The following is a 26,581-nucleotide window of genomic DNA, read 5'->3' on the forward strand; positions in this document are numbered from 1 at the left end:
GTAAGCTGGCCGGGTGCTCGAACCCGCCCTGCTGCCGACCCCGCTGGTGGACTGCACCGACGAGGCGTTCGCCCGGGCCGGGGTGGAACTGCGGCTCAAGCGGGACGACCTGCTGCACCCGAGCGTCCCCGGCAACAAGTGGCGCAAGCTCGCGCCCAACCTGGCCGCCGCCGTCGAGCGGGGCCACACCCGGCTGCTGACCTTCGGCGGCGCCTACTCGACCCACCTGCGGGCCGTCGCGGCCGCCGCCGGGGCGCTCGGGCTGGAGAGCGTGGGCCTGGTCCGCGGTGAGGAACTGGCGGACCGGCCGCGCAACTGGTCGCTGCGGGCCGCCGAGGCGGCCGGGATGCGGCTGGAGTTCCTGACCCGGTCCGCGTACCGGGAGGCCACCGGCCGGGCCGGTCTCGACCGGGGGACGGACGACGGGCTGCAGCGCCGCTGGGGCCCCTGCCTGGTGCTCCCGGAGGGCGGTTCCAACGCCCTGGCCGCCGTCGGCGCCGCCGCGATCCCGGCCGAACTGCCCGATCTGGGCGCCCGCGACGTGGTCTGCTGCCCGGTCGGCACCGGCGGCACCCTGGCGGGCATCGCGGCGGGCCTGCCGCCGGGCGCACGGGCGCTCGGCGTGGCCGTGCTGCGCGGCGGCGAGGGCTACCTGGAGGCGGAGGTCACCCGGCTCCACCGGGCGGCGTACGGCCGCGGGTTCGACAACTGGCGGATCGACCACGCGCACCACGGCGGCGGCTACGGCAGGGTCCCGGCGGAGCTGGCGGCCTTCGCCGAGCGGTTCGAGCGCCGCCACGGCGTCCCGCTGGAGCGGCGTTACGTCGCCAAGCTGCTCGCCGCGCTGGCCGACCTGGCCGGGGCGGGCGCCTTCCCGCCCGGCACCCGCCTCACCGCGGTGGTCACCGGGCTGCCCGATCCCGAATAGCCGGGCAGCCGGGCAGCCGGGCCCGGTCGGCCCGCTGCCGGGCCGGTCAGCCGAAGGTCAGGTTGGCGCACGGATCGGTGTCGGCGTTGCGGGTGTTCTCCGCTATGCCGGTGGGGATGCCGCCGTTCGGTGCGGTGCTCGGTGCGGCACCCGGCGTGCCGTCGGCCGCGGTGCCGGGCGTCGGGCTCGGGGAGGACAGCGCGTTGATCTGCGTGCCGGCCGACCGGTAGTCGGCGCCGAGCGTGACGGTGATCGCCTCCGAGCCGGGCTCCTCGACCGCCTGGGCGCCGGGGAACAGCGCCACCACCTGGTCGGCGGTGGCCTTCAGCGCGGGGTCGTACGCGATCCGGGTGGCCTGGTGCCCCGGGGCGTTGGAGCCGAGCGTGATGTTCAGGAAGCCCCGCCCCTTGAGCGTCTGCTCGGCGGAGCCCGCGAGGCCGGGGGTGCCGACGCCGTTGACCACGGTGATCGGCGCCGCGGCCTGCTCGGGGGTGAGCGGCGTCCCGGCGGCCGGGGTGGCGGCGGGGGAGGAGGTCACCTGTCCCGTCCCGGCGGTGCTCTGCCCGTCCAGGGTGCGGTCCTCGCGCAGCAGCTTCCAGAGGGTGTCGGCGTCCGGCTGGACCAGCCGGATCCGGTCGCCCGCGTAGCGCCAGGGCGCGGTGACGAAGGTGACGTCGGAGAGCTTGATGTCCTGCACCGAGCGGGCGAAGTCCACCAGCTTCATCGCGGTGCCCAGCCCCTCGTCCACGGTGAGCGACTTGGTGGCGGCGTCCGCCAGCGGCAGCAGGGTGGGCAGCGAGAAGCCCTGGCCCTGGACCTTCTTGATCATCGAGGAGAGGAAGGCCTGCTGACGCTTCATCCGGCCCACGTCGGAGTTGTCGCCGATGCCGTGGCGCGCCCGCAGGTAGTCCACGGCGGACTGTCCGGAGAGCTTCTGCAGGCCCTTCTTCAGGTGGATGCCGTACTCGTTGACGTCGTTGGGCACGCAGGCCTCCACGCCGCCCACGGCGTCGGCCATCGCGGCCGCGCCCTTGAAGTCGACCACCACGGTGTGGTCGATCCGCAGCCCGGTGAGCTTCTCCACGGTGTTCTGGGTGCAGGCGGGGTTGCCCTTGGGGGCGTCGCCCACGGAGAAGGCGGAGTTGAACATCTGGTCGTTCTTGGCCGTCGTCCAGGCGCCGCTCGGCAGCCGGCAGGACGGGACGGTGACCAGGGTGTCGCGGGGTATGGAGACGCCGACGGCGTGCTTGTGGTCGGCGTAGATGTGCAGCACGATCGCGGTGTCCGAGTGGCCGACGCCCTCGTCGCCGCCGCCCAGCGCGTTGTTGCCGTCGTCGCGGGTGTCCGAGCCGAGCAGCAGCACGTTGACCGGCACGGAGGCGCCGGGGCTGGCCGGGACGGGGGCCGGCGGGCGTTCGGTGGCGACACCGCCCGCGTCGAACGTGGTGATGTTGCTGTCCAGCCGGTGGTAGAACCAGGCTCCGGCACCCACGACCGACAGCACCAGAACGGCGGCCAGGCCGATGGCGGTGCGCAGGTACCGGCGCCGGCGCGTGCTGCTGCCCATCCTCCGTGCCCCCCGTCTTCAGGTTTCTCGCGTTCGATGATTCGAACGTTAGACGTTCCGGGGGGCGGTTCGGTTACCCCCGATGGGCGAACGGGTCGCCCGTCGGGCCTGTGATGCTGGTCACGCGCCGGGGCCGGAGGCGCCCGCGAGCATCCGCTGGAGCAGGTCGCGCAGCACCGTCCGCTCGTCCGGGCCGAGCGCGGCCAGCGGCTCGCGGGCGAAGTTCAGGGACTCTCGCAGCTCGGCGGAGGCGGCCGACCCGGTGTCGGTGGCCGCGACCAGCTTGACCCGGCGGTCCTGCCGGTCCGCCTCGCGGGTGACGAAGCCGCGGGACTCCAGCCGGTCGACGATGCCGGTGATGTTGGACGGTTCGCAGCTGAGCGTCTGGGCGATCTGGCGCATCGGCATCGGCCCGCGCCGCAGCAGTGCGAGCACCTTGGCTTGGGCGCCGGTGAGCGAACGGGCGGCGGCGGCGTCCTCGTACTCGCGGTGGAAGAGCGCGACCAGGTTGGCCATGAGGTCGACGACCTCGCGGGTGATCTCGTCGGGCTGCGGCGTGGCGTCCCGGACCGGCTGAGTGTCCATGCGCCAGAGTCTACCTGAAAAGTTGACAAGGTGAACCTTTTATGTCCATCGTTACTTCAGTTGCTCAACCTTTCATGTGCCTGAACCGCAAGGAGCGCCACCCATGGCAGAGCAGACCACCCCCGCCACCGCCCGTGAATGGCACCTCGCCGCCCGCCCCGAGGGCTGGCCGGTGCCGACCGACTTCGCCCTGGTCGAGGCCCCGGTCCGGACCCCGGGCCCGGGCGAGATCCTGGTCCGCAACGCCTACCTCTCGGTGGACCCGTACATGCGGGGCAGGATGTCGGCCCGCAAGTCCTACGCCGAGCCGTACGCGCTGAACGAGCCGATGCTGGGCGGGGCGGTCGGCCGGGTCGTCGCCTCGCAGGCCGAGGGCTTCGCCGAGGGCGACTACGTGCTGCACTTCTTCGGCTGGCGCGAGTACGCGACCTTCGACGCCCGGACGGCCGTCAAGGTGGACCCGGACGCCGCGCCGCTCTCCACCTACCTCGGCGTCCTCGGCATGCCGGGGCTCACCGCGTACGCGGGGCTGACCCGGATCGCGGAGATCAAGGCCGGCGACGTGGTGTTCGTGTCCGGCGCGGCCGGCGCGGTGGGCGGCATCGTGGGCCAGATCGCCAAGCTGAAGGGCGCGGCGCGGGTGATCGGTTCCGCCGGCTCGGACGACAAGGTCGAGCTCCTCGTGGCGGAGTACGGGTTCGACGCCGCGTTCAACTACAAGAACGGCCCGGTGGTCGACCAACTGCGGGCGGCGGCCCCCGACGGCATCGACGTCTACTTCGACAACGTCGGCGGCGAGCACCTTGAGGCGGCGATCGAGGTGATGAACCTGCACGGCCGGATCGCGGTGTGCGGCATGATCTCGCAGTACAACGCCACCGAGCCCACCCCGGCCCCGCGCAACCTGGCGCAGATCATCGCCAAGCGCTTCCGGATGGAGGGCCTGCTCGTCGGCGACCACTACGACCTCCAGCCGCAGTTCGTCGAGGAGGTCTCGGCGTGGGTGCGCTCCGGTGAGCTCAAGTACCGCGAGACGGTGACCGAGGGCATCGACAGCACGGTGGACGCCTTCCTCGGCCTGCTGCGCGGCGCCAACACCGGCAAGATGGTCGTCCGCCTGGACGGCTGACGCACCGTCACGACCGCCGACCGCCCCGCCGCCCCGACCGGGCGTGCGGGGCGGTTCGTCGTGGAAGGTTCGCAGTCGGGCGCAGGGCGACCGGCCGCACTACCGCATTCCGGCCGGATCCGAAAGTGCGTCAGCCACGGTGCGGGGCGGCGCGGTACGGTGGTCCCGCCTGGCGATGGGGCCGTTCGGGGGAGAGATCCGGCCGAGGGGTAGACCTCGTTGAGGATTCGACTAGCATTGAGCGAAAGCCTGTCCGTTTTGCTCAATTTAGTGGCTTAATGTCGGCAAACGTGGGTAACTGTGGATCAACTGCAGGCACGAGGCAGCTGGGGAAGGCGACCCTCGTCCACAGCCTGGAGGTCCCGGTGACGACACGTGGAGTTCTCTACATCCACTCCGCGCCCCGCGCGCTGTGCCCGCACGTCGAGTGGGCCGTCGCGGGGGTGCTCAATGTGCGGGTGAGCCTGGACTGGATCCGCCAGCCGGCCGCACCCGGGCATTGGCGTGCCGAACTCTCCTGGCAGGGGGAGCCCGGCACGGCCTCGAAGCTCGCCTCCGCGCTGCGCGGCTGGCAGCTGATGCGGTACGAGGTGACCAGCGAGCCCTGCGCCACGGCGGAGGGGGAGCGGTACAGCAGCACGCCCACGCTCGGCATCTTCCACGCCGTCACGGGCATCCACGGCGACATCCTCATCCCCGAGGACCGGCTGCGCGCCGTCCTGTTGCGTGCCCGCAGCGAGGGCACCGACCTGGAGGCCGAGATCGCCCGGCTGCTCGGCAAGCCCTGGGACGACGAGCTGGAGCCGTTCCGTTACGCGGGCGAGGGCGCGCCGGTGCGCTGGCTGCACCAGGTGGTCTGAGACCGGTGGGCACGACGAAGGGGCTGGCGCTCGCGGAGAGCGCCGGCCCCTTCGTCGCGGGCGTCAGCGGGTGCGGAAGGCCAGCACCACGTTGTGGCCGCCGAAGCCGAACGAGTTGTTCAGCGCCGCGATCCGGCCCTCGGGCAGCTTGCGGGCCTCGCCGCGCACGATGTCCGCGTCCACCTCGTCGTCCAGCTCGTCGACGTTGATGGTCGGCGGGGCGAGGCGGTTGTACAGGGCCAGCACGGTGGCGACGGTCTCGACACCGCCGGCGCCGCCCAGCAGGTGGCCGGTCATCGACTTGGTGGCCGAGACGGCGATGTGGTCGAGGTCGTCGCCGAGCTCCTTGCGGAGCGCCTTCAGCTCGGCGGTGTCGCCCTGCGGGGTCGAGGTGGCGTGCGCGTTGACGTGCGCGATCTCGGCCTTGTCCAGCTCGTTGCGCTCGAACAGGTCGGCCAGCGCGCGGGCCACGCCGGCGCCGGTCGGCTCGGGCTGGGCGATGTGGTGGGCGTCCGAGGACAGGCCCTGGCCCACGGCCTCGCAGTAGATCCGGGCGCCCCGGGCCTCGGCGTGCTCGACGGACTCCAGGACGACCACGCCGGCACCCTCGCCCAGCACGAAGCCGTCACGGGCCTTGTCGTACGGGCGGGAGGCGTGCTGCGGGTCGTCGTTGTTCTTGGACATCGCCATCATGCTGGCGAACGCGGCGATCGGCAGCGGGTGGATCGCCGCCTCGGTGCCGCCGGCCACCACGACGTCGGCGCGGCCGGTGCGGATCATCTCGATCGCGTAGCCGATCGCCTCGGCGCCGGAGGCGCAGGCGGAGACGGGGGTGTGCACACCCGCGCGGGCGCCGACCTCCAGACCGACGTTGGCCGCCGGGGAGTTGGGCATCAGCATCGGGACGGTGTGCGGGGAGACCTTGCGGGCACCCTTCTCCTTCAGCACGTCGTACTGGTCGAGGAGGGTGGTGACACCGCCGATGCCGGAGGCGATGACGGTGCCGAGGCGCTCGGGGGCGAGCTTGGAGGACTCGTCGGTGGCGGGGGTCTCGTAGCCGGCGTCGGCCCAGGCCTCGCGGGCGGCGATCACGGCGAACTGGGCCGAACGGTCCAGCTTGCGGGCCAGCGGGCGGGGCAGGATCTCGCCGGGCTCGACGGCGGTGCGCGCGGCGATCTTCACCGGCAGCTCCTCGGCCCACTCCTCGGTCAGGGCCGCCACACCGGACTTACCGGCGACCAGGTTCTCCCAGGTGCTGGCGGCGTCGGCGCCCAGCGGCGTGAAGGCGCCGATACCCGTGACGACCACGGTGCGGTTTTCAGCGGTCACTGGTTTCTTCTTCTCTCACGTTGTGCGGGGGGTCGGCGGGAGCCGAGGATGGGCCCGGCCGGGCGCCCCGGTGGGGCGTCCCGGCCGGCGGGTCGGCCGGGCTCGGTGAGCCGGGCCGACAGGTCAGCCGTCGCAGGCGTGCGGGACGCCGGACGGACTGACCGAGTCGAACGAGTCGATCGCTCAGGCGTTGGTGAGGATGTAGTCCACAGCGTCGCCCACGGTCTTCAGGTTCTTCACCTCGTCGTCCGGGATCTTGACGTCGAAGCGCTCCTCGGCGGCCACGACGACCTCGACCATGGACAGCGAGTCGACGTCCAGGTCATCGGTGAAGGACTTGTCGAGCGCGACATCCTCGGTCGGGATACCGGCGATCTCGTTGACGATCTCGGCGAGACCTTCCAGGACCTCGTCCTTGGTAGCCATACTGGCTGCTCCTCTTCAGTGTTGATCGTGTCCGACCGGCGGTCGGACACAGGCTTGTGGATCAGTGGGCGAAACGCGCCTAGGGGAGCGTAACGACTGCCGCGGCGTACACGAGACCCGCCCCGAAACCGATGATCAGCGCCAGGTCGCCGCTGTGGGCCTCGCCGGTCTCCAGCATGCGCTCCATCGCGAGCGGGATGGAGGCCGCGGAGGTGTTGCCGGTCTCCGCGATGTCACGGGCGACCGGCACCGACTCCGGCAGTTTCAGGGCCTTGATCATGGCGTCGGTGATCCGCATGTTGGCCTGGTGCGGGATGAACGCGCCGAGCTGGTCGGCGGTCACCCCGGCGGCGTCCAGCGCCTGCTGGGCGACCTTGGCCATCTCCCAGACCGCCCAGCGGAAGACCGGCTGGCCGTCCATCCGCAGGGCCGGCCACTTGGTCTCCTCGCCCGCGCCGTTGACGGCGTCGGGCTTGGCGAACGCGGTGTCCCAGGCCTCGGTCTGGGCGATCAGGTCGGCCTGCGAGCCGTCCGACCCCCAGATCAGCTTGCCGATGCCGGGCGTGTCGGACGGGCCGACGATCGCGGCGCCGGCGCCGTCGCCGAAGATGAAGGCGGTCGAGCGGTCCGACTGGTCGGTCAGGTCGCTGAGCCGCTCGACGCCGATGACCAGGACGTACTCGGCGTTGCCGCCGCGGATCATGCCGTCGGCCAGGCCCAGGCCGTAGCCGAAGCCGGCGCAGGCGGCCGAGATGTCGAAGGCCGGGGCGGTGCCGCAGCCGAGCCGCTCGGCGATCTCGGTGGCGATCGCGGGGGTCTGCTTGAGGTGCGAGACGGTCGCGACGATCACGCCGCCGATCCGGTCGGGGGAGATCCCGGCCTGGGCGATGGCCTTGCCGGCGGCCTGGATCGACATCTCGGCGACGGACTCGTCCGGGCCGGCCCAGCGGCGCTCGGCGATCCCGCTGCGGGTGCGGATCCACTCGTCCGAGGAGTCGATCCACTCCAGGACCTCGGCGTTGGGGATCACCCGGACCGGGCGGTAGCCGCCGACGCCGAGGATGCGCGAGTACTGCGCACCCGTGGCGGGACGGATCTGCGGCTTCGTCATGCCTGGATCTCCTGGTCCTGACCGCCGTGCTCCGCGACGAGCTCGCGGGCCTTGTCCAGATCGGCGGGGGTCTTGAGGGCGAGCGTGGCCACACCCTTGAGGTTGCGCTTGAGCAGGCCGGTGAGGGTGCCAGCGGGGGACAGCTCGATCACGGCCGTCGCGCCCAGCTGCCCGAGGGTCTCCATGCAGAGGTCCCAGCGGACCGGGTTGGAGACCTGCGACACCAGGCGGGCGAGCACCTCGGCGCCGGAGTCCACGACCGCGCCGTCCTTGTTGGAGACGTAGCGGACCAGCGGGTCGGCCGCGGTCAGGGTCGGGGCCAGCTCGGCCAGCCGCTCGACGCCCGGGGCCATGTGCTCGGTGTGGAACGCGCCGGCCACCTTCAGGGCGATCAGCTTGGCGCCGGCCGGCGGGTCCGCCTTCAGCGTCTCCAGCTGGGCCAGCGTGCCGGCGGCGACGATCTGGCCGCCGCCGTTGTTGTTGGCCGCGGTCAGGCCGTGCTCGGCGAGCTTCGCGGCGACGACCTCCGGATCGCCGCCGAGCACGGCGGTCATACCGGTCTCGGTGACGGCGGCGGCCGCGGCCATGGCCCGGCCGCGTTCGCGTACGAAGGTCAGCGCGTCACGGGCGCTGAGCACACCGGCGCCGGCGGCGGCGGTGATCTCGCCGACGCTGTGGCCGGCGACGGCGCCGACCAGCTTGCGGGCGGCGTCCTCGTCCGGGAACAGCTCACGGGCGGTCACCAGGCCGGCCGCGACGAGCAGCGGCTGGGCGACGGCGGTGTCCTTGATCTCCTCGGCGGACGCCTCGGTGCCGGCGTGCACCAGGTCGAGCCCGGCGACCTCCGACCAGCCGCGGAGGCGGTCGGCGACACCGTCGAGCTCCAGCCAGGGGCTGAGGAAACCGGGGGTCTGGGCACCCTGTCCAGGGGCGACGATTACGAGCACGGTTCAACCCTCTCTCGCCAGGCGCCCAGGGGCGGGTAGGCGACGGTAACGAAGAAAACCATCCGGGATTGTATGGTCCCTACACTCCGGCTCAGCCGGGCTCCCCGGCGGCGGTCAGCCGGCCGAGGGCCAGTGCGATCCGCAGAGTGAACGCCGAACGTACGTCGGAGGGGGCGTACCCCGTGACGTCGGTCACACGTCGTAGCCGGTAGCGCACCGTGTTGGGGTGGACGAAGAGCATCCGGGCCGCCCCCTCCAGGGAAGAGGCCTGTTCCAGGTAGACACTCAGCGTCTCCAGCAGTGCCGAGCCCGCCTCGTCCAGCGGTGTGTAGATCTCCTCCACCAACTGGCGGCGGGCGGCCTGGTCGCCGGCCAGCGCCCGCTCGGGCAGCAGGTCGTCCGCCAGCACCGGGCGGGGGGCGTCCGGCCAGGCCGCGCAGGCGCGCAGACCGGCCGCGGCGGCGTGCGCGGAACGGGTCGCGGAGAGCAGGTCGGGCACGGTCGGGCCGACCACCACCGGCCCCGGCGCGAACTGGCCGATCAGCGCCCGGGCGGCGTGCACCGGCTCCTTCTCGCCGCCGACCACGACCACCAGGCGCTTGCCCAGCACCCCGGTCAGCACGTTCAGCTTGGCGTACCGGGCGGCCCGGCGGATCGCCTCCACCACCAGCTCGCTGTCGCCGTCCGGCGCGCTGCCCATCACCACCCGGACCTGGCTGGGCTGCCCCCAGCCGAGCGCCGCGGCGCGGGAGAGCACGCCCTCGTCGGCGTCCCCGGACAGCAGGGAGTTGACCACCAGTGCCTCCAGCCGGGCGTCCCAGGCGCCGCGCGCCTCGGCCGCCTGGGCGTACACCTGGGCGGTGGCGAAGGCGATCTCCCGGGCGTAGACCAGCACCGACTCGCGCATGTCCGCCTCGTCGCCGGGCGCGGCCACCTCCTCGATGGCCTCCTCCATCACCTCGATCGTGGTGCGGATCAGCTCGACGGTCTGGCGCAGGGTGATCGCCCTGGTCAGCTCGCGCGGGGCTGTGCCGAAGACGTCGGTGGAGATCGCCCGGGCGGCCTCGGGGTGGCGGTACCACTCGGTGAAGGCGGCGATGCCGGCCTGGGCGACCAGGCCGATCCAGGACCGGTGCTCCGGCGGCATCCGCCGGTACCAGCCGAGCTCGTCGTCCATCCGCGCGATCGCGGCGGTGGCCAGCTTGCCCGAGGACTTCTCCAGCCGCTTGAGCGTCGCGGCCCGGCGCTCGGCCCGCTCGGCGGCGTTTCTGCGCTCCTGGGCCGTCAGGCGCGGCGCGGGGCGGCCGGGACGGTCGCGGGCGGTCCGGGGAGCCGGGCTCTTCCCGGTGGGTTCGACGGCGGGACTGGGTTCGCTCTTGGAGTTCGCGGATGCGGCTGGCACAAGGACAAGACTGCCTCACGTGAGTGACTGCTCGTGCACACCCCCCGGCGCAGCGGCGCGGTGGCAAGGGTCACACCCGTTACGGTGGGGGCCGTGACCGAAGCCGCTGACCGCCCCCGTGCCGACCTGCGCCGCACCGCCGAGCGCTACCGCTCCGCTCCGGCCGAGGGCGTCGAGACCCGCCACGCGTTCTCCTTCTCCGGCCACTACGACCCCAAGAACACGCACTTCGGCGCGCTGCTCGCGTGCAACGAGGAACTCCTCGCCCCCGGCGCCGGGTTCGAGGAGCACAAGCACCGGGACACCGAGATCCTCACCTGGGTGCTGGAGGGCGCGCTCGCCCATCGGGACTCCCACGGCCACGGCGGGGTGGTCCGGCCCGGGATGGTCCAGCACCTCAGCGCCGGCTCCGGCGTCACCCACACCGAGCGCAACGTCGGCGGCGCCACCGGTCCGGTCCGCTTCGTCCAGATGTGGCTCCAGCCGGACGAGTTCGACGCGGCGCCCGCGTACGGGCTGCGCCAGGTGGAACCGGCGGACGGCGGGTTGACACTGCTCGCCTCCGGCCTGGAGCGCGACGCCGGGACGCACGCCCTGCGGCTGCGCCGGAGCGACGCCGCGCTGTGGCTGGTGAGCGCCGGACCGTGGCAGCCGCTGCCGGAACTGCCCGCCGCCCCGTGGCGGTACGCCCACCTGACGGCCGGGGCGCTGGGCTACCGGACCGTCCCGGGGCCCAAGGGCGGCGGCCGCTCGATGGCCCCGGGCGACAGCGTGCGGATCACCGGCGACGCCTTCGCCGCCCCGACGGCGGGCGAGGCCGGCGCGGAACTCCTGCTGTGGGAGATGCACTCGCCGGTCTCGTACGGCTGAGCCCCGGAACCCGGGCCCCGGAGCCTGGGCCCCGGAGCCTGGGCCTCGGCGCGCCGGGCCGCGAGCGGTGGGGGCCTACGCCGCGGGCCTAGCGGAGCTCGGCCAGGACCGCGTCGGAGAAGGCCGGCCAGGCCTCGACCGCCCACGGGCCGAAGTCCCGGTCGGTGAGCGCGACGCAGGCCGCACCCGCCTGCGGGTCGACCCACAGGAAGGTGCCGGACTGGCCGAAGTGGCCGAAGGTGGCGGGCGAGTTGGCCGTGCCGGTCCAGTGCGGGCTCTTGCCGTCGCGGATCTCGAAGCCGAGGCCCCAGTCGTTCGGGCGGCGGTGGCCGTAGCCGGGCAGCACGCCGCCGGTGCCGGGGAAGGCGACCTCGCGGGTGGCCCGCAGGACGGTGGACGGGTCCAGCAGCTTGGGCGCCTGCAGCTCGGCGGCGAACCGGGCGAGGTCGGCGACGGTGGACAGGCCGCCGGCGCCGGCCGGGGACTTGTGCGCGGTGTTGATCAGCGTGTCGGTCATGCCCAGCGGCTCGAAGACCGCCTCGGCGACGTAGCGGGAGAACTCGATCCCGGCGGCCTCGGACAGCGTCCGCGCCAGCGCGTCGAAGCCCGCGTTGGAGTAGAGCCGGCGGTTGCCGGGCTCGGCGAACACCCGGTCCTCGTCGAAGCCCAGACCGGAGGTGTGCGCGAGCAGGTGGCGGACGGTCGCACCGGGCGGCCCGGCCGGGTCGTCCAGCTCGAACACGCCCTCCTCGACCGCGACCAGCGCCGCGTAGGAGGTGAGCAGCTTGGTCACCGAGGCCAGCGGGAAGAGGTGCTGCTGCGGCCCGTGCGCCCCCAGCACCGCGCCGTCCGCCCCCCGGACCACCGCTGCCGCGGCGTGGGGCACCGGCCAGTTCTCGATCACGCGCAAGCTCTCCATGGGTCCCGACTGTAGTCGGGGCCGGCGCGGGGCGGCGGGGCACCCCGGTCCCAGCCGGGTGGTGCGCGCACCAGGCTGCCGGGCCCGTTCGGCTTGCTTGGAGTGCACTCCAACTCGGTAGCGTCGTTCCCGTCGCACAGGACAGGGGGAAACGTTCGATGGCCACACCCGCACGCGTCGAGATCGACCTGCGCAGCTGCTCCGAAGTGTTCAACCGGGCCCCGGGCGGGGACCCGGACCGCACACCTCGGCACACCATCAGCGAGGTCGCCGCGGCGAGCGGCCTGACCGCCCACACCCTGCGCTGGTACGAGCGGATCGGCCTGCTGGACCCGGTCGACCGCGCGGTCGGCGGGCAGCGCCGCTACTGCGACGCCGACCTGTACCGGCTGGCCTTCCTGGGCCGGCTGCGCCTGACCGGCATGTCCATCGCGGACATGCTCAAGTACGTGGACATGGCCCGCGAGGGCGAGCGGACCTACGAGGGGCGGCGCCGGCTGCTGGAGGCCCAGCGCGAGGAGGTCCGGCAGAGGATCGCAGACCTCCAGGCCACCCTCGCCGTCCTCGACTACAAGATCGATCTCTATGCCGGGAAGACCGTCGACACCACCGGCGCCCCGGTCCGATGCCAGTACAACCGTGTAGAGGAAGAGCAGAGCGCATGACTCACCCCGTCCTTCCCACCGCCGAACTCGGCACCGACGGCCCGCTGGTGGGCGTCCAGGGCCTCGGCTGCATGGGCATGAGCGAGTTCTACGGCCCCACCGACTCCGACGAGGCGCTGGCCACCCTGGCCGCCGCGCTGGAGGCCGGGGTCACCCTGTTCGACACCGCCGACGCCTACGGCTACGGCCGCAACGAGGAGTTCATCGGCCCCTTCGTCCGGGCCAACCGGGACAAGGTGGTGCTCGCCACCAAGTTCGCCCTCCTGCGCAAGGAGGAGGACCCGGGCTACCGCGGCATCAGCAACGACCCCGCGTACATCCGGGCCGCCGTGGACGCCTCGCTGCGCCGCCTCGGCGTGGACGAGATCGACCTCTACTACATGCACCGCCGTGACCCGGCCGTGCCGCTGGCCGACTCGGTCGGCGCCATGGCCGAGCTGGTCGAGGCCGGCAAGGTGCGCCACCTGGGCCTGTCCGAGGTGACCGGCGCCGAGCTGCGCGAGGCGCACGCGGTCCACCCGATCGCGGCGGTGCAGTCCGAGTGGTCGGTGTTCGCCCGTGACGTCGAGCGCACGGTGGTGCCGGCCGCGGCCGAGCTTGGCGTCGCCTTCGTGCCGTACTCGCCGCTCGGACGCGGCTTCCTGACCGGCTCGTTCCAGGCCGCCGAGCAGCTCGCGGCGGACGACGTGCGCCGCACCCAGCCGCGGTTCACCGGCGACAACGCGGCGGCCAACGGCGAGCTGCTCGCGCCGCTGCGGGAGGTCGCGACGGCGCGCGGGGTGACCCTGGCCCAGGTCGCGCTGGCCTGGGTGCACCAGCGGGCGGAGGTGCACGGGCTGACCGTGGTGCCGATCCCGGGCACCCGCAAGCGCAGCCGCCTCGCCGAGAACGCCGCTGCGGCGACGCTGCTGCTGGACGCGGAGGAGCTGGCGCTGCTGGAGCCGGTGGCCGGCCGGGTGGCGGGGGACCGCTACGCGGACATGGGCTTCACCTCGGTCGGCCGGGAGTAGTCCGGCGCGGCCGGCGAAGTCCTCGCCGGTCCGAGCGGGCGGCGCGGCCCGGGACGGAACAGCCGGGCGGGCCCGGGGAGTCGGTGGCTCCCCGGGCCCGCTCCGTCACGCGGTTCAGGCCGTGCGACCCATCCAGGCCGCCAGCCGGGCGTGGATGTCGGCGTCCTCGGCGACCGGCAGCACCTCGGCGAACGGGACGCCCTCGACCCGGCTCTCGGGCGGCAGCACCATCTCGGCGACGGCCAGCGCGGTGTGCGCGAGCCCCTCGTCCAGCACGAAGCCGTTGTCCAGGGCCGTGGCGATGTCCCAGCTGTGGGTCACCGCCTCCATCACGTAGCCGCCGACCACCATCCCGCCGGGCACCTCGCCCCAGGGGGCGAAGGTCGGGCGGCCCAGCTTGGCGTCGTCCGCCCAGGCGGCGGTGGCGCGGCCGGCCGCCCGTGCGAGCGCGGCCGGCCAGCCCTCGTCCGACGGGTCCTCGATGGCGGGCACGATGTCCTCGGCGCGGCCGCCCTCACCCATGTACGCGAAGCGGTGGATGCCGCCGACGACGTGGTTCAGCAGTCGGCGCAGCGTGAACTCGCTGCAGGGGGTGGGCCGGTCGAGGTCCGCCGGGGTGACGGCGGCGAACAGCTTCTCCAGCTGGGCGAGGGCGAGCAGGTACTGCGGGCGGGCGTCCTGGACGGCGTTCACGTGCGGTCAACTCCCCGTTGTGGGTCGGTCTTTCGGGCTCGGAACGCAATCTCCCAGTAAAACCTGACAACCGCCGTCAGGATTACTGGGATTCTTGTCGTATGAAGGCCGACCGCCTGCTCTCCATCCTCCTCCTGCTCCAGACCCGCGGCCGGGTGTCCGCCACCGAACTCGCCGAGCGGCTGGAGGTGTCCGTCCGCACCGTCTACCGCGACGTGGAGTCGCTCTCCGCCGCCGGCGTGCCCGTGTTCACCGAGCGCGGGCGGCACGGCGGCATCGGCCTGCTGCCCGGCTACCGCACCGACGTCACCGGCCTGACCGCGGACGAGGCCAGGGCGCTGTTCGTGCTCTCCGCCCAGGGTGCGCACAGCGACCTCGGGCTGGACGGCGCGCTCGGCTCGGCGCTGCGCAAGGTGATGGCGGCGCTGCCGGCCCCGCACCGCCCGGCCGCCGAGCGGATCAGCGAGCGGATCCTGGTCGACCCGGCCCGCTGGATGCAGGGCGCCGCGTCCGCCGCCGCGTCCGGCCCGGACCTGGGCGAGCTGCAGTACGCGGTCTTCGCCGACCGCCGGCTGCGGCTGCGCTACCGGCACAGCGGCACGCCCGCGCCGGTGGAGTACACCGTCGACCCGTACGGGCTGGTGAGCAAGGCCTCGGTCTGGTACCTGGTGGCCGATCTGCACGGCGAGCCGCGGCTGTTCCGGGCCGACCGGGTACTGACCGCCGAGACCGCCGAGGAGGCGGTGCGGCGTCGGGCCGGGGTCGGGCTCGGCGAGGTGTGGGCGGTGCTCCGCGAGCAGGTCGAGCGGCTCCCCAAGGAGCTGCCGGTGCGGGTGCGGGTGCGTCGCGGGCGGCTGGACCTCTTCCTGCGCATCCACGGCGGCCGGGTCACCGTGCAGCCGCCGGAGGCGGGCGCCGGGGCGGCGGAGGAGTGGGTGGAGGTGGCGATGGCCTTCCCGGCCCCGGCGGCGGTCCGGTCGCTGCTGGCTTTCGGCGCGGACGTCGAGGTGCTGGCCCCGCCGGCCGCGCGGCGCGAGCTGGCGCGGGCGGCGGCGGACGCCCTGCGGCTGTACCAGGACCAGTCGTCGTAGCCGGGTCGGACGCCGTCGCCGGCCCCGTCGTCGTGACCGGGGCCGATGGTGACCGGGACCGGCCACGGCGGGCTGCGACTAGGAGTTGGGCTCGGTCCGGACCACGTCCCGGTAGTGGCCGAGCGAGATCGCCGCGAAGTTGTGCAGGCTGTCGGTGCCGTCGGTGAAGTAGCCGTTGTGGCCGACCGCGCGGGCCGAGGAGATCTGCTCGGCACCGAAGCCGCTGCCGGTCGGGTCGGCGCCGTGGCCGAGCTTGCCGACCTCCAGGAACGGGACGTTGCCGATCCAGTCGCTGGGGTTGCGGGCGGCCCAGACGTGCACGCCGGTGCCCAGGTCGGCGGCGCTCTGCACGCCCATGCCGGGGGAGCCGAACACCATCATGTCGGTGATGCCCGAGGTGTCGGACGGCGAGGCGGCCGCGCGGAGGACCTTCGGGGCGGCGGTGCCGCACACCACCGAGCCGTACGAGTGGCAGAGCAGCGACGGGGGCGCGTCCGGCCGGGTGGTCTCCTTGAGTCCGGCGAGCAGTCGCTCCAGCCGGGGCGCGGCGACGTCGGCGAGCCGGGAGGTGGCCGCGTCCGGGCCGAGGCCGGAGGGGGTGACGTAGCCGGTCCAGGAGATCACGGCGGTCCGGGTGCCCGGGGCCTGGCGCTGTTCCTCGGCGTGCAGGGCGCGAGCCATGCCGGCCGGGGAGCGCAGCGGCTCGGCGGTCTGGTCGAAGTGGCCGAGGTCGGCGTCCGATCCGGGGACGAGGACGGAGATCCGCTCGGCGTCGGCGAGGTCGCCCCACACTTCGGTGACCAGGCCGCGGCCGCGCGGGTCGAAGGCCAGGATCTGCCGGCCGGGGGCGAGCAGGTGCTCGACGTCGTTGGCGCGGGAGACGGCCAGCGCGCGGGTGTCGGAGTCGAGCTTGCGGTCCGCGGCGCGGGTCCGGGCGTTGTCGCGTTCGACGGCCAGGGCGATCCGGTTGGCGCGGTAGCGCAGGTCCAGCGGGGCGCCGTCGTAGTTGCCGACGACCAGCGGGTACTGCTGGATCAGCCGGTCCAGCTCGGTGGGCGCGAGCGAGGCGAAGAACTCCGCGGCGGCGGCCGGGCTGGTGGTGGCCGGGTCGGGCAGGGCGTGGCCGAAGGAGTGGTCCTGGATCCAGGCGGCGCTGCCGGCCGGGGGCGTGGAGATCGCCAGCTGCTCGGAGGAGACCGCGGCCGCGGCGGCCGAGGCGCCGGCGTCGGCGAGCACGGCGCAACCCGCGAACGCTCCGATCAGTACCCGCTTCCAGCGTCGACGGTTGCGCACCGCACCAACTCCCTTGGGGCCCGTCACCGTTTCTCGGGCGGTGCCCGGAGGGTGCGATAAGGACTGCTGACTTCCCTGCGCAAGCCTAGGGGGCTCGAAGGGGCGGCGGGCGCGCCTAAACTGTGGGATGGATCACATGAACCGGGGGTGTCCTCGCGGCGTCTCCCAGTGGTTCGGGCCGGGCCCGAACGGCCGTGCGCTCAGGCGTCGAACTCCCGTACCAGCCGCTTCGGGGCCGTCCGCCGCCAGGCCTCGGTGACCAGGTCGCGCAGCTCGTCCCGGTCCACCAGGTCCAGCCGGACGCTCACCCAGCCGTGCCGCCCGACGTAGGGGGCGGAGGAGAACACCTCGGGTTCGGCGGCGAGCAGTTCGGCCTGGTCCTCGGGCGAGGCCTTGACGGTGACGCGGTCCCCGTCGGGCGCGCCCATCGCGAAGATCCGGCTGCGGACCCGCAGCGTCTCGATGTCCCAGGTCGGCTCCTGGGCGGCCTCCGGCAGGGCCAGGGCCATCGCGCGGAACTCGTCGAACGTCACCATGGCGGCAGGTTAGAGCAGGGCAGTGACAACGCGCCCCCGGCGCGCGCGGTGGCGCGGCGGGGGCGCGTCGAGGGGACCGGTCTCAGGCGAGCGAGGCCCAGGCGTCGCAGGAGCGGTCGGCGGAGACCAGCCGGTCCGGGTGGCCGCTGCCGTCGGCGACCGAGATCCGCCGGTAGTTCTGGCCGCTGAACACCCAGTACTCGCTGCTGCCGCCGACCCGCTGGCAGTCCGGCACGGGCAGGAAGCAGTCCACCCGGTTCAGGCCGCTGAGCGAACTCCACTGGGAGAGCTCGCGGTCGGTGCGCTCCCGCACGTCGTTGTGCGAGGAACCGTCCGCGATCGAGATCAGCCGGTACTGCTGGCGGCCGGCCGTGGTGTGGAAGCACCAGTACCAGCTCTTGCCGCCGACCCGCTGCTGGTCCGGGACGGGCAGCCAGCAGTCCACCTGGCCGACGCCGCTGAGCGAGCCCCAGTAGGTGAGGTCGCGGTCGGAGCGTTCGAGCGCGGTGGTGTACCGGCCGCCGCCGCAGGTGACGGAGACCAGCCGGTACTGCTGGCGGCCGGCGGTGCTGTGGAAGACCCAGTACCAGCTCTTGCCGGCCGGGTCCTGCTGGTCGGGCACGGGCAGGAAGCAGTCGACCCGGCCGACGCCCTGCAGACAGGACCAGCCGGTCAGCCAGGTGTCGTCCTCGACCTTGCGGTCGGTGTGGGCGGAGCCGTCGGCCACCGAGATCAGCCGGCAGCGGTCGCCGTGGAACGCCCAGTACTGGCTCTGGCCGGCCCGGCGGAACTGGTCCGGGACGCCGACGAACTCGTCGCACGGGTACGCCTTCACCGGCTGCGGCTCGGGCTGCGGCCAACCGCCGCCACCCGGCTGCGTGGTGGTGCCCTGCCCGCCCGTGCCCTGGCCGCCCGAAGCCTGGCCGCCGACCGGGGCGAGCCGGCCCTCGCAGAGCCCCCGCAGGATGCTCATCGAGGGCATGAAGGCGTACACCGAGCCGGTGGTCTGGACGAACTGCGCGAAGTCCAGCGGGGTGTGCTGGATCAGGCCGCTGGTGTCCCGGCTCTCGTAGTCGAGGGGGGTGACCTGTCCGGTGTCCGGGTCGGTGCAGTTCTGGGTGACCGGGTCCCGGCCGGGTACGGGCCTGGGGTTGGCGTGCCCGGGCGGGGTGGTGTCCTGGGAGTCGCGGTTGGGCGGGAAGTTCGCCCGGTCCATCCAGCTGGCCTGGATGAACTCGAACTGCCGCTTGAGGTCCGCCTGGTAGCAGACGAACAGCAGCCCGCGCGGGTCGTCGGGGCCGCCCGGGCCCTCGGAGGCCGGGTCGAACGGTTCTCCGTACGGGGTGCCGCGGCGGATGATCCGCCGGCCGTTGAGGTCCTTGGCGGGGAACGGGGGCTTGTCCGGGCTCTCCTGCAGGCCGGCGCGCGGCTCGGTCTTGCGCAGGTGCGACCAGAGCGGGGTGACCAGGCCCTCCGGGTCGTCCGAGAAGTCGAAGGCGTTGTCGTTGGCGGCGGTCGGGTTGTTCGGGACGTCCCGGTCCTGGAAGTGGCAGACCGGGGCGCCGGAGCGCCAGCGGCCGACCATCCGGGCGGCCAGCCACTCGGTGGTGGCGTGGTCCGGGACGGCCTTGGCCTTCCGGAGCTCACCCAGCTTGACCGCGACCTGCGACCACCAGCCGGGGACGTCCTGGGCGAGCCGGCGGACCACCTGGAACGAGCCGTTGAGCGTCCAGGCCGGGTACTGGTCCCTGGGGAAGCTGAACTGGTCGTTGTCCAGGCCGCAGACGAACTCGCCGGCCGGGATGATCCGGGTGCCGGGGTGGCCGTCCACCTGCTCCGGATCGGTCGGGCTGGGCCGGTCGAAGCCCTTGACGCCGGGCTCGCTGATGCCGTCCTTGAACCCGAAGTGCTCCTTGCCGCGGCGGCTGCCCAGGAGGGTCTTCGCGTTCTGCTGGTAGACGACCAGGACGCGGGACTCGGCGGCGGCGATCCGCTGGGCCTCGACGGCCGTCTGCAGGTCCTTCTCGGTGTCCGCGGAGATCTTCAGGACGGCGTGGACCGACTGGGTCCTGCCGTTGCCGAAGAGCCAGTTCTCCGGGGAGTTGTCGCCGGTGTCGCCGAGCCCGCCGGCCCGTTTGGCCGCGCCCTCCTTGAACGCCTTCAGACCGGTGTCGCCCTGCGGGAGCGTCGGGAGCGGGTCGGTGGTGGAGAGCATCTGCAGGCCCTCGTAGGTGAAGCTGATGCCGAGCCAGGTGGCGGTCAGCGACTTGGGGTCGTCGCCGCCGGACGCGGCCCTGGCCTCGCTGAACGCCTCGTTGAACCTGGCGACCTCGCGGGTGGTGGAGATCTGCGGGGTCAGCTTGCGGAGCCAGTCGCGGGCCCGTGCCGCGTCCTCGAACTTGAGGAAGAGGACGCTGACGTTGTCCTTCTTGAAGCCGGCGAGGATGTCGCCCTGGATCTCGTCGCTCTCGCGCAGACTCAGGTCCGTTGCCATCGGGGGTTCCTTTCGGTGGGGGGTGGGGTCAGGCGGAGGGGCTGAGCTGGATCCACTTCGCCTCGCTGGGCACGCCCTTGCCGTCGAGGAGGAAGATCATGTACCAGCCGGGCGGCGCGGCCTTGGCGTCCGGCGGGGCCTGCAGCTGGATCCGGTTGCCGGCCTGGCTGGTGATCCGCAGGTCGAGGTAGCGCTGGCTGGTGTTGACCGAGTGGGTGGACGTGGTCGGCGCGAGCAGGACGGCCCTGACCACCTGGTCCGAGGTCGAGCTGGAGACGGTGAACTTCTTGTCGAAGCCGATCGGCACGGTCGGCGCGTCGTCCAGGTCGGGCCGGCCGCCGCCCTGGTGCAGGTAGGCGGGCTCGTAGATCTCGATGGTGCCGTTCATGGTGACCGGGCCGGCGGTGCCGGGGATGCCGCTCACCGTGCGGTTGATGTCCGTGTTGTTGGCCAGCTGCTGGAGCTCGTCGCCGGTGACCAGGACGCGCCCGTCCGGCAGGACGACCGCGTTGGAGTGGTAGCCGCGCGGCAGGCGCTGGACCGGGCCGAGCTGCCAGTTGCCCTGGTCGTCGCGCAGCTCGATCTGGCGGTACTTGAGGTCCGCGTTGGGGTTGTACGGGCCGTTGCCGTAGTCGCGGATGTCGTAGGCGCCGTTGACGGTCATCAGCCGGCCGGTGGGCAGCAGGACGGTGTCGTCCTGGGTGCGGCCGAAGGCGCGGGACTTCTCGGCCGTCCAAGTGCCGTTGGAGAAGCGCAGGGTGCTCGGGTTGTCCCGGTCGCCGCCGAGGACCAGCGCGGAGTCCGGGCCGTTGGCGCCGTTGGGGAGCAGCACGGCGGAGCCGTAGTTGCGCTTGCGGCCGTCCGGGCGGGCGGCCAGGTCGGTGCGGGACTCGGCGACCGGGTCGAACTTCCACTGCTCGGCGGCCTGGCGGCCGAAGCCGTAGACGTTGCCGTCGTTGAGCGAGAACAGGTGCGGGTAGTCGGTGGTGAACGGGGCGTCGACCTTGAACCGGTCCACCGGGGTGTTCGTGGGGAGGTCGGTCTTCTTCACCGGCACCGCGAAGGGCTTGGCGGGGAACCGCTCGACCACCGGGGTCGGGGTGCCGTAACCGAGTTCGGACTGGCCGGACATGATCAGCTGGCGGCCGTCGGCGCCGGTCACCACCGAGGGGTACCAGCGGCCCACCGACATGTCGGGGTTGCGGGTCCAGGTCTCCGTCCACGGGTCGAAGATCAGCGAGAGCTTGGCGCCCGTCCCGCCGTTGCCGCCGAGGTTGCCGCCGAAGACGCCGAGCATGCCGTTGGGCAGGAAGGAGTGGCCGGAGCAGAAGAAGGGCGCCGGGCGCTTCTCGCCGAGGCCGTCCGGCATGTCGACGACCGGCGGGTTGACCTGCTTGAACGCGTCCGGACCGTAGTTCTTCTTCGGGTCCCAGAGGAAGGCCCGGCCGGCGTTCTCCTTGCCGGTGGTCTGGGTGGGTGCGGGTTCCTTCTCCGGGTTGGTCTCGATCCGTTCGAAGGAGAACAGCAGCACCTTTCCGGTCGGCAGCAGCGCGACGTGGTCGCCGAAGTCGGGCGAGTCGAAGTACTGGTTGAAGGCGCCGAAGGTCGCCGGGTCGAAGGCCTTGTTGCGATCGGCCTGGGAGGCGGTCAGCGCGTTGTACCGGTTGGTGCGGGTGGTCTGCGGGTAGTCGCCGATGCCGCGGACGGCGGCGCGCATCCGGGCGTGCTCCTCGGCGTGCTCCTGGCCGAGCGCTGCGACCTCGTCCTCGCGCAGTTCGGCCATCACCCGGGGGGAGTCGACGTGCGGCATGAGGTCGTCGGCCCCGGGGGCGGCCGGTCCGCCGTGGGCGACGGCCGGGGCGACGGTGCTCAGCAGGGTGCCCGCGGTCACCGCGAGGACCACGGCGGTGCCCGCCAGTCGGCGGCGGGCCCCGCGCCGCGGCCGGGGGCGTGGTGGGGACAAGGACATGGGACTCCTCGGGAGTTGGGTGTGCCGGGGGGAGGGGGAGGGGTGGCGAATGCGGACGGACGGGCCGTGGGCGGGCGCGGTCCTGCGGTGGTCGCCGACGGTCACAGGAGATCACAGTGCGTGGTGGTTCGCATGCGGGTGCATCCCCCCGGTGACACCGTCCGGCGGGGGCCGTTGCCCGCCCGGCGCGGGTCACACCACGCCCAGCGCGTAGGCCGCGAAGAGGGCCGCGGCGGCGCCGGCCGCCGCCTTCCCGGCGCGGGAGAAGGACGTCCACGGCCCGTCGAACCGCCGGGTGAACCACCCGATCGCCAGCAGGACGCCCGCGAACAGCGGGAGGAGGGCCAGCCGGGCGGCCACCCAGCCGAGCGAGTCCGGCGCGGTGGTCAGTCCCGGGACGCTGCCCAGCACGGCCGCGCCGGGCACCGCCGCGGCGAGCATCGCGCTCTGGTGCCAGCAGAAGATCGTCATCGCCGACAGGTTGACGACGACCACCGGCAGCCACAGCAGCGGACGGCGGGTCAGCACCCGGCCCAGCCGCTCCCGCAGCAGCACCGCGGCGCCGCACTGGACCGCGGCCAGGGCGAGCACCAGCAGGGACGGCGGGTGCGAGTTGGTGCGCTCGGCCCCGGGCACGCCGACCATGCTGGCCGGGTAGTGGAACACCAGCAGCAGGGTGGCGAACAGCGCGCCGCCGCCGAACAGCAGCACCCGGGCGGTCGGCCGCCCGAGCCGGCCCTGCGCCCAGAGCACGCCGAGCTGGTAGCCGAACAGCCAGCCCGGCAGGATGTTCAGCAGCGCGACCCAGGACGGCACCGCCTGCGCCCAGGGCCCGTACCGCAGCAGGTCGACGGCGGCGACGGAGGCCACCAGCAGGCCCGCCGACCAGCCGCCCAGCCGGCGTCCGGCGGCCACGCAGAGCGGGGTGAGCGCGGTCAGTCCCAGGTAGACGGCGATGTACCAGAGCGGCTGCACCACCAGCGTCGCGCCGGTGCGCAGGGTGTCGGCGGGGACGCCGAGCGCGGGCAGCAGCGGGACCAGCAGCGCCCAGACCGCCGTGACCCCGAGCACCGGGCGCAGCAGCCGTACGGTCCGGGCGCGCAGCCAGCCGCCGTAGGACTCGCCGCGGGCGCGGGCCCGTTCCAGCGAGCGGACCGAGGAGTGGCCGCCGACCAGGAAGAACACCCCGAGCATCTGGAGCCCCCAGCTGATCGGGGCGAAGAAGCCGAGCGAGGAGAGCGGGCTGGCGTTGTGCAGGGCGCCGTCGGGGGAGCGGGTGAGGCCGCCGAGCATCCAGTGCCCGACCGGTACGGCGAGCAGGGCGAGGGCGCGCAGGCCGTCCAGGGCGCGGTCGCGGCCGGCGGGGGTCCGGGCGTCGACCTGTCGGGCGGCGCGGCGCAGGGCGGTGAGGGGGTGGGCCATGGTGGTGCTCCTTCCGGTGCGGGCGGTCAGGCGCGGCCGAGGGCGACGGCGGCGTAGGCGGCGAGCGAGGCGGTGCCGGGGGCGAAGTAGCCGGTGTGGCCGTGGGATCCGGTGGCGGGCAGCGGTCGGGCGCCGAAGCCGGGGGCGGTCGGGTCGGTGCCGTGGCCGAGGCCGAGCAGCCGGACGTTGGGCACGTCGCCGATCCAGTCGGAGCCGTTGCGGGCGGTGGCCCACAGCGGGACGCGCGGGTCGAGTCCGGCGGCCGAGTCGACGCCCATGCCGGGGGAGCCGAGCACCACCACCCCGGAGGCCCGGGCGGGGGTGGGGCGGGCCAGGCCGCAGACCACCGAGCCGTAGCTGTGGCAGAACACGGTGGCCGGGGCCTGGGGGCGGGTGCTGACGGCGAGTCCGTCGAGCAGCCGGTCGAGGCGGGTGGCGCCGGCCCGGGCGAGGTCCTCGGTGGCGGCGTCGAGGCCGAGTCCGACCGGGGTGGTGTAGCCGGTCCAGGCGATCACGGCGGTCTGCCGGTCGGTGGCCTCGTACAGGGCGCGGGCCATGCCGGCGGGGGTTCCGTACGGATCGGCGGTGCGGTCGAAGTCGAGTAGGTCGATGTCGGAGCCGGGGACGATCACGGCCGTGCGGCGGGCGGCGGCGAGGTCGCCGTACACCTCGGCGACCTGGCCGCGGCCGCGCGGGTCGAAGGCGAGGATCTGCCGTCCGCCGTCCAGCAGGGTGCGGTAGCGCTCGGCGCGGGTGCGGGCGGCCTCGTGGTCCTGCGGGGTGCGGGCCGGGTCGGCGGCGCGGGCGAGTTCCCGGGTGCGTTCGGCGGCGAGGGCCAGGGCGTTGGCGCGGTAGCGGAGGGCGACCGGGGCGCCGTCCAGGTTGCCGACCACCAGCGGGTACCGGACGGCCAGCGCGTCCTGTGCGGCCGGTGCGAGTTCGGCGAAGAACGCGGCGACCCCGTCCGGGGCGGTGGTGGCCGGGTCGGGCAGGCGCCGCCCGAGCGAGGTGTCGGCCGTCCAGGCGGCGCTGCCGGGCGGCGGGCCGGTGACGGGGGTCTGGGTGTCGGCGGCCCAGCCGCCGGCGCCGAGCACCGCCGCCAGCGCCACCGCGGCGGCCAGTGCCCGCCTGATCCGGAATCCGCGCATGGTCCTTCTCCCCCTCGTTCGTTCGGCTTGCGACGAAGAGGAAGGTAGGAACGCGACGGCCCCGCGGGCGTCACACCGCGGGGCCAACTCCCGGGTGCTACCCGGGTATCAGGGGGATGTCCCCCCTACTGGCCGGGGGTCACCAGGCCGGACTCGTAGGCCAGCACCACCGCCTGGGCGCGGTCGCGCAGGTCGAGCTTGGCGAGGATGCGCCCGATGTGGGTCTTGACGGTCTGTTCGGCGAGCACCAGCTTCGCGGCTATCTCCTGGTTGGAGAGGCCGCGGGCGATCAGCTCCAGCACCTCGGTCTCGCGCGGGGTCAGGCCGTTGAGCCGCACCTTGGGGTCGTGGCGCCTGGCGGGGTGGGTGCGGGCGAAGTCCTCGATCAGTCGGCGGGTCACCGAGGGGGCGAGCAGCGCCTCGCCGGCCGCGACCACCCGGACCGCGGCGATCAGGTCGGCCGGCGGGGCGTCCTTGAGCAGGAAGCCGCTGGCCCCGGCGCGCAGCGCCTCGTAGACGTAGTCGTCCACGTCGAAGGTGGTGAGCATCAGCACCTTGGGCCGGTGCGCGACCCCGCCTTCCCGTGGACCGGTGGCGGGGTCGAGCAGCCGTCGGGCGGCCTCCAGGCCGTCCATCACGGGCATCCGGACGTCCATCAGCACCACGTCCGGGTGGGTGCGGCCGGCGACCTCCAGGGCCTGGGCGCCGTCCGCCGCGTCGCCCACCACGTCGATGTCGCTCTGGGCGTTCAGCAGGGCGGCGAAGCCCGCGCGCACCATGGCCTGGTCGTCGACGATGATCACGCGGATGGTCATGCGGTGGGCTCCCGGGAGGTGTTGTCGGAGGTGCCGAGGGGCAGGACGGCGGCCACCTTGAAGCCGCCATCCGGCAGCGGGCCGGTGTCCAGCCTGCCATCGACGAGCCGGACGCGTTCGCGCATTCCGATCAGGCCCTGCCCGGTGCCCTCGACCGAGGCCTCCAGCGACTCGGTGCGCTCCGGCGGCGGCCCGTTGACCACCGTCACCAGCAGCTCGGGGCCGTCCGAGGAGAGCGACACCCAGGTCCGCGCGCCGGGGGCGTGCCGCACCACGTTGGCCAGCGCCTCCTGGACGATCCGGTACGCGGAGAGGCCGACGGCCTGCGGCACCGCCTCCTCCAGGCTGTCGGCCACCGTCAGTTCGGCCGCGACCCCGGCCCGTCCCACCGTCTCGACCAGCTGGGCGAGTTGGCCGACCCCGGGCTGCGGGGCCGTCTCCCCGCCGGAGTCCTCGCTGCGCAGGACGCCGAGCAGCCGGCGCATCTCGGCGAGCGACTCGCGGGCGGTGCCGGCGATCGCGGTGAACTCCTCGGCGGCCCCGGCCGGAACGTCGGGGATCCGGTACGGGGCGCTGGCGGCCTGGACCGCGATGACCGACATGTGGTGGGCCACCACGTCGTGCAACTCCCGGGCGATCCGGGCGCGTTCCTCCAGCAGGGTGCGCCGTTCGCGTTCGACCTCGCTGATGTGCTCCTGCTCGCTGAGCAGCCGGCGGGCCTCGGCGCGTTCCCGCAGGGCTCCGCCGAGCACCAGGACGGCGCCGGTCAGGGCGGTCGCGAGGAGGGCGTTGTCCCCGGTGTAGCGGGAGCCCGCCCCGGCGAGCGACAGGGCGAACCCGGCACCCGCGGTGACCAGCCAGACCGCGACCAGGGTGCGCCTCGGCTCGCGGAGGGACAGCGGGACCATCAGGAAGAGGTAGCCGACCAGGGCGGTGGGGATCCACGGCCAGGGGCCGCCGGTCCCGCTCCCGGTGGTCAGCACCAGGACGGCGGCCAGCAGGTCGGTGCTGCCGATCATCCACCAGGCGGCCAGCGGCCGGCTCACCGCGAGCAGCAGCGGCGCGGTCTGCGCCACCGCGATGGCGGCGGCGAGCCCTCCGTCGATCCCGTAGTCGTTGGCCATCACGTTGATCCCGCTGGGCAGCAGCGAGGCGATCGCGGCCACCGCGAGGACGTACGGGAGGTGGCGGAGCCACGGCCGGGAGGAGTGGGCCAGCAGCGGGGCGTGGTCGGCGGACGGTCGGACGAGCGTGCCGAGCAGGGCCCGCGCCACGCCGACGGGGCCGGACCGGGGGGACGAGTCGATCATCCGGTCAGACTAGGGGCGCGGCCGGCGCCCGGCGTCCGACCTGGGGGTGGGATCCGGGGTGG

At 73.7% G+C, this 26,581-nt stretch carries 24 protein-coding genes; 7 read left to right on the plus strand and 17 right to left on the minus strand.

Features of this window, described 5'->3' with window-relative positions; translation table 11 throughout:
- Positions 1-13 precede the first annotated feature (13 nt).
- On the plus strand, positions 14-928 hold the full coding sequence (locus ABT048_RS26305; protein WP_350523959.1) for a 1-aminocyclopropane-1-carboxylate deaminase/D-cysteine desulfhydrase: 915 nt from the start codon (positions 14-16) through the stop codon (positions 926-928).
- 46 nt (positions 929-974) lie between these two features.
- On the opposite strand, the gene ABT048_RS26310 is transcribed toward ABT048_RS26305, so the two are convergent.
- Positions 975-2,495: an LCP family protein gene (locus ABT048_RS26310; protein ID WP_350523960.1), complete on the minus strand. Its 1,521-nt coding sequence runs from the start codon at positions 2,493-2,495 to the stop codon at positions 975-977.
- A gap of 120 nt (positions 2,496-2,615) precedes the next feature.
- A complete protein-coding gene (locus ABT048_RS26315) occupies positions 2,616-3,080 on the minus strand; it encodes a MarR family winged helix-turn-helix transcriptional regulator (protein ID WP_350523961.1) in 465 nt (154 codons plus the stop codon).
- A 103-nt stretch (positions 3,081-3,183) separates the two neighbouring features.
- On the opposite strand from ABT048_RS26315, the gene ABT048_RS26320 reads away from it, so the two are divergent.
- Together ABT048_RS26320 and ABT048_RS26325 are read left to right on the plus strand one after the other, a co-directional pair.
- The gene (locus tag ABT048_RS26320; protein ID WP_350523962.1) at positions 3,184-4,209 is read left to right on the plus strand and encodes an NADP-dependent oxidoreductase; all 1,026 of its coding nucleotides are present in this window, start codon (positions 3,184-3,186) and stop codon (positions 4,207-4,209) included.
- A 365-nt stretch (positions 4,210-4,574) separates the two neighbouring features.
- Positions 4,575-5,069 (plus strand): DUF3145 domain-containing protein, encoded by a 495-nt coding sequence (locus ABT048_RS26325; protein WP_350523963.1) that lies wholly within the window; start codon positions 4,575-4,577, stop codon positions 5,067-5,069.
- A 63-nt stretch (positions 5,070-5,132) separates the two neighbouring features.
- Here ABT048_RS26325 and fabF read toward each other — a convergent pair whose 3' ends face one another.
- The 5 genes from fabF to ABT048_RS26350 all read right to left on the minus strand — a co-directional run bounded on the left by fabF (position 5,133) and on the right by ABT048_RS26350 (position 10,170).
- Positions 5,133-6,398: a beta-ketoacyl-ACP synthase II gene (gene fabF, locus ABT048_RS26330; protein WP_350523964.1), complete on the minus strand. Its 1,266-nt coding sequence runs from the start codon at positions 6,396-6,398 to the stop codon at positions 5,133-5,135.
- Between the two features lie 183 nt (positions 6,399-6,581).
- The gene (locus ABT048_RS26335; RefSeq protein WP_189918130.1) at positions 6,582-6,824 is read right to left on the minus strand and encodes an acyl carrier protein; all 243 of its coding nucleotides are present in this window, start codon (positions 6,822-6,824) and stop codon (positions 6,582-6,584) included.
- A 79-nt stretch (positions 6,825-6,903) separates the two neighbouring features.
- Complete coding sequence (locus tag ABT048_RS26340; RefSeq protein ID WP_350523965.1) at positions 6,904-7,935, minus strand: beta-ketoacyl-ACP synthase III; 1,032 nt, start codon at positions 7,933-7,935, stop codon at positions 6,904-6,906.
- Positions 7,932-8,882: an ACP S-malonyltransferase gene (locus ABT048_RS26345; protein ID WP_350523966.1), complete on the minus strand. Its 951-nt coding sequence runs from the start codon at positions 8,880-8,882 to the stop codon at positions 7,932-7,934. Before ABT048_RS26345 ends, ABT048_RS26340 begins: the two co-directional genes overlap by 4 nt.
- A 91-nt stretch (positions 8,883-8,973) precedes the next feature.
- Positions 8,974-10,170: a PucR family transcriptional regulator gene (locus tag ABT048_RS26350; RefSeq protein ID WP_350523991.1), complete on the minus strand. Its 1,197-nt coding sequence runs from the start codon at positions 10,168-10,170 to the stop codon at positions 8,974-8,976.
- 207 nt (positions 10,171-10,377) lie between these two features.
- On the opposite strand from ABT048_RS26350, the gene ABT048_RS26355 reads away from it, so the two are divergent.
- A complete protein-coding gene (locus ABT048_RS26355; protein ID WP_350523967.1) occupies positions 10,378-11,154 on the plus strand; it encodes a pirin family protein in 777 nt (258 codons plus the stop codon).
- 88 nt (positions 11,155-11,242) lie between these two features.
- Here the strand turns inward: ABT048_RS26355 and ABT048_RS26360 are convergent, their stop codons facing one another.
- Positions 11,243-12,073: a serine hydrolase domain-containing protein gene (locus tag ABT048_RS26360; protein ID WP_350523968.1), complete on the minus strand. Its 831-nt coding sequence runs from the start codon at positions 12,071-12,073 to the stop codon at positions 11,243-11,245.
- A 158-nt stretch (positions 12,074-12,231) separates the two neighbouring features.
- Here ABT048_RS26360 and ABT048_RS26365 point away from each other — a divergent pair, with 158 nt between their 5' ends.
- The gene (locus ABT048_RS26365; protein WP_350523969.1) at positions 12,232-12,738 is read left to right on the plus strand and encodes a MerR family transcriptional regulator; all 507 of its coding nucleotides are present in this window, start codon (positions 12,232-12,234) and stop codon (positions 12,736-12,738) included.
- The gene (locus ABT048_RS26370; protein WP_350523970.1) at positions 12,735-13,748 is read left to right on the plus strand and encodes an aldo/keto reductase; all 1,014 of its coding nucleotides are present in this window, start codon (positions 12,735-12,737) and stop codon (positions 13,746-13,748) included. Before ABT048_RS26365 ends, ABT048_RS26370 begins: the two co-directional genes overlap by 4 nt.
- A 114-nt stretch (positions 13,749-13,862) precedes the next feature.
- On the opposite strand, the gene ABT048_RS26375 is transcribed toward ABT048_RS26370, so the two are convergent.
- Positions 13,863-14,441 (minus strand): TIGR03086 family metal-binding protein, encoded by a 579-nt coding sequence (locus ABT048_RS26375; protein ID WP_350523971.1) that lies wholly within the window; start codon positions 14,439-14,441, stop codon positions 13,863-13,865.
- Between the two features lie 101 nt (positions 14,442-14,542).
- On the opposite strand from ABT048_RS26375, the gene ABT048_RS26380 reads away from it, so the two are divergent.
- A complete protein-coding gene (locus ABT048_RS26380; protein WP_350523972.1) occupies positions 14,543-15,532 on the plus strand; it encodes a helix-turn-helix transcriptional regulator in 990 nt (329 codons plus the stop codon).
- A gap of 78 nt (positions 15,533-15,610) precedes the next feature.
- Here ABT048_RS26380 and ABT048_RS26385 read toward each other — a convergent pair whose 3' ends face one another.
- From ABT048_RS26385 to ABT048_RS26420, 8 genes are all read right to left on the minus strand, one after another.
- The gene (locus ABT048_RS26385) at positions 15,611-16,825 is read right to left on the minus strand and encodes an alpha/beta hydrolase (RefSeq protein WP_350523973.1); all 1,215 of its coding nucleotides are present in this window, start codon (positions 16,823-16,825) and stop codon (positions 15,611-15,613) included.
- A gap of 200 nt (positions 16,826-17,025) precedes the next feature.
- Entirely contained in the window at positions 17,026-17,361 is a 336-nt protein-coding gene (locus tag ABT048_RS26390; RefSeq protein WP_350523974.1) for an MmcQ/YjbR family DNA-binding protein, read from the minus strand.
- 82 nt (positions 17,362-17,443) lie between these two features.
- Positions 17,444-19,855 (minus strand): Dyp-type peroxidase, encoded by a 2,412-nt coding sequence (locus tag ABT048_RS26395; RefSeq protein ID WP_350523975.1) that lies wholly within the window; start codon positions 19,853-19,855, stop codon positions 17,444-17,446.
- Between the two features lie 28 nt (positions 19,856-19,883).
- The gene (locus ABT048_RS26400; RefSeq protein WP_350523976.1) at positions 19,884-21,824 is read right to left on the minus strand and encodes a galactose oxidase early set domain-containing protein; all 1,941 of its coding nucleotides are present in this window, start codon (positions 21,822-21,824) and stop codon (positions 19,884-19,886) included.
- A 192-nt stretch (positions 21,825-22,016) separates the two neighbouring features.
- The gene (locus ABT048_RS26405; RefSeq protein WP_350523977.1) at positions 22,017-23,246 is read right to left on the minus strand and encodes an acyltransferase family protein; all 1,230 of its coding nucleotides are present in this window, start codon (positions 23,244-23,246) and stop codon (positions 22,017-22,019) included.
- Between the two features lie 26 nt (positions 23,247-23,272).
- Positions 23,273-24,394 (minus strand): alpha/beta hydrolase, encoded by a 1,122-nt coding sequence (locus ABT048_RS26410; protein ID WP_350523978.1) that lies wholly within the window; start codon positions 24,392-24,394, stop codon positions 23,273-23,275.
- 125 nt (positions 24,395-24,519) lie between these two features.
- The gene (locus tag ABT048_RS26415; RefSeq protein ID WP_350523979.1) at positions 24,520-25,209 is read right to left on the minus strand and encodes a response regulator; all 690 of its coding nucleotides are present in this window, start codon (positions 25,207-25,209) and stop codon (positions 24,520-24,522) included.
- The gene (locus tag ABT048_RS26420; protein ID WP_350523980.1) at positions 25,206-26,519 is read right to left on the minus strand and encodes a sensor histidine kinase; all 1,314 of its coding nucleotides are present in this window, start codon (positions 26,517-26,519) and stop codon (positions 25,206-25,208) included. The genes ABT048_RS26415 and ABT048_RS26420 overlap by 4 nt, the downstream gene beginning before the upstream one ends.
- Positions 26,520-26,581: the final 62 nt, after the last annotated feature.

Origin of the sequence: Kitasatospora sp. NPDC096140 (genome assembly GCF_040303045.1) — a bacterium.
Lineage (GTDB): Bacteria > Actinomycetota > Actinomycetes > Streptomycetales > Streptomycetaceae > Kitasatospora.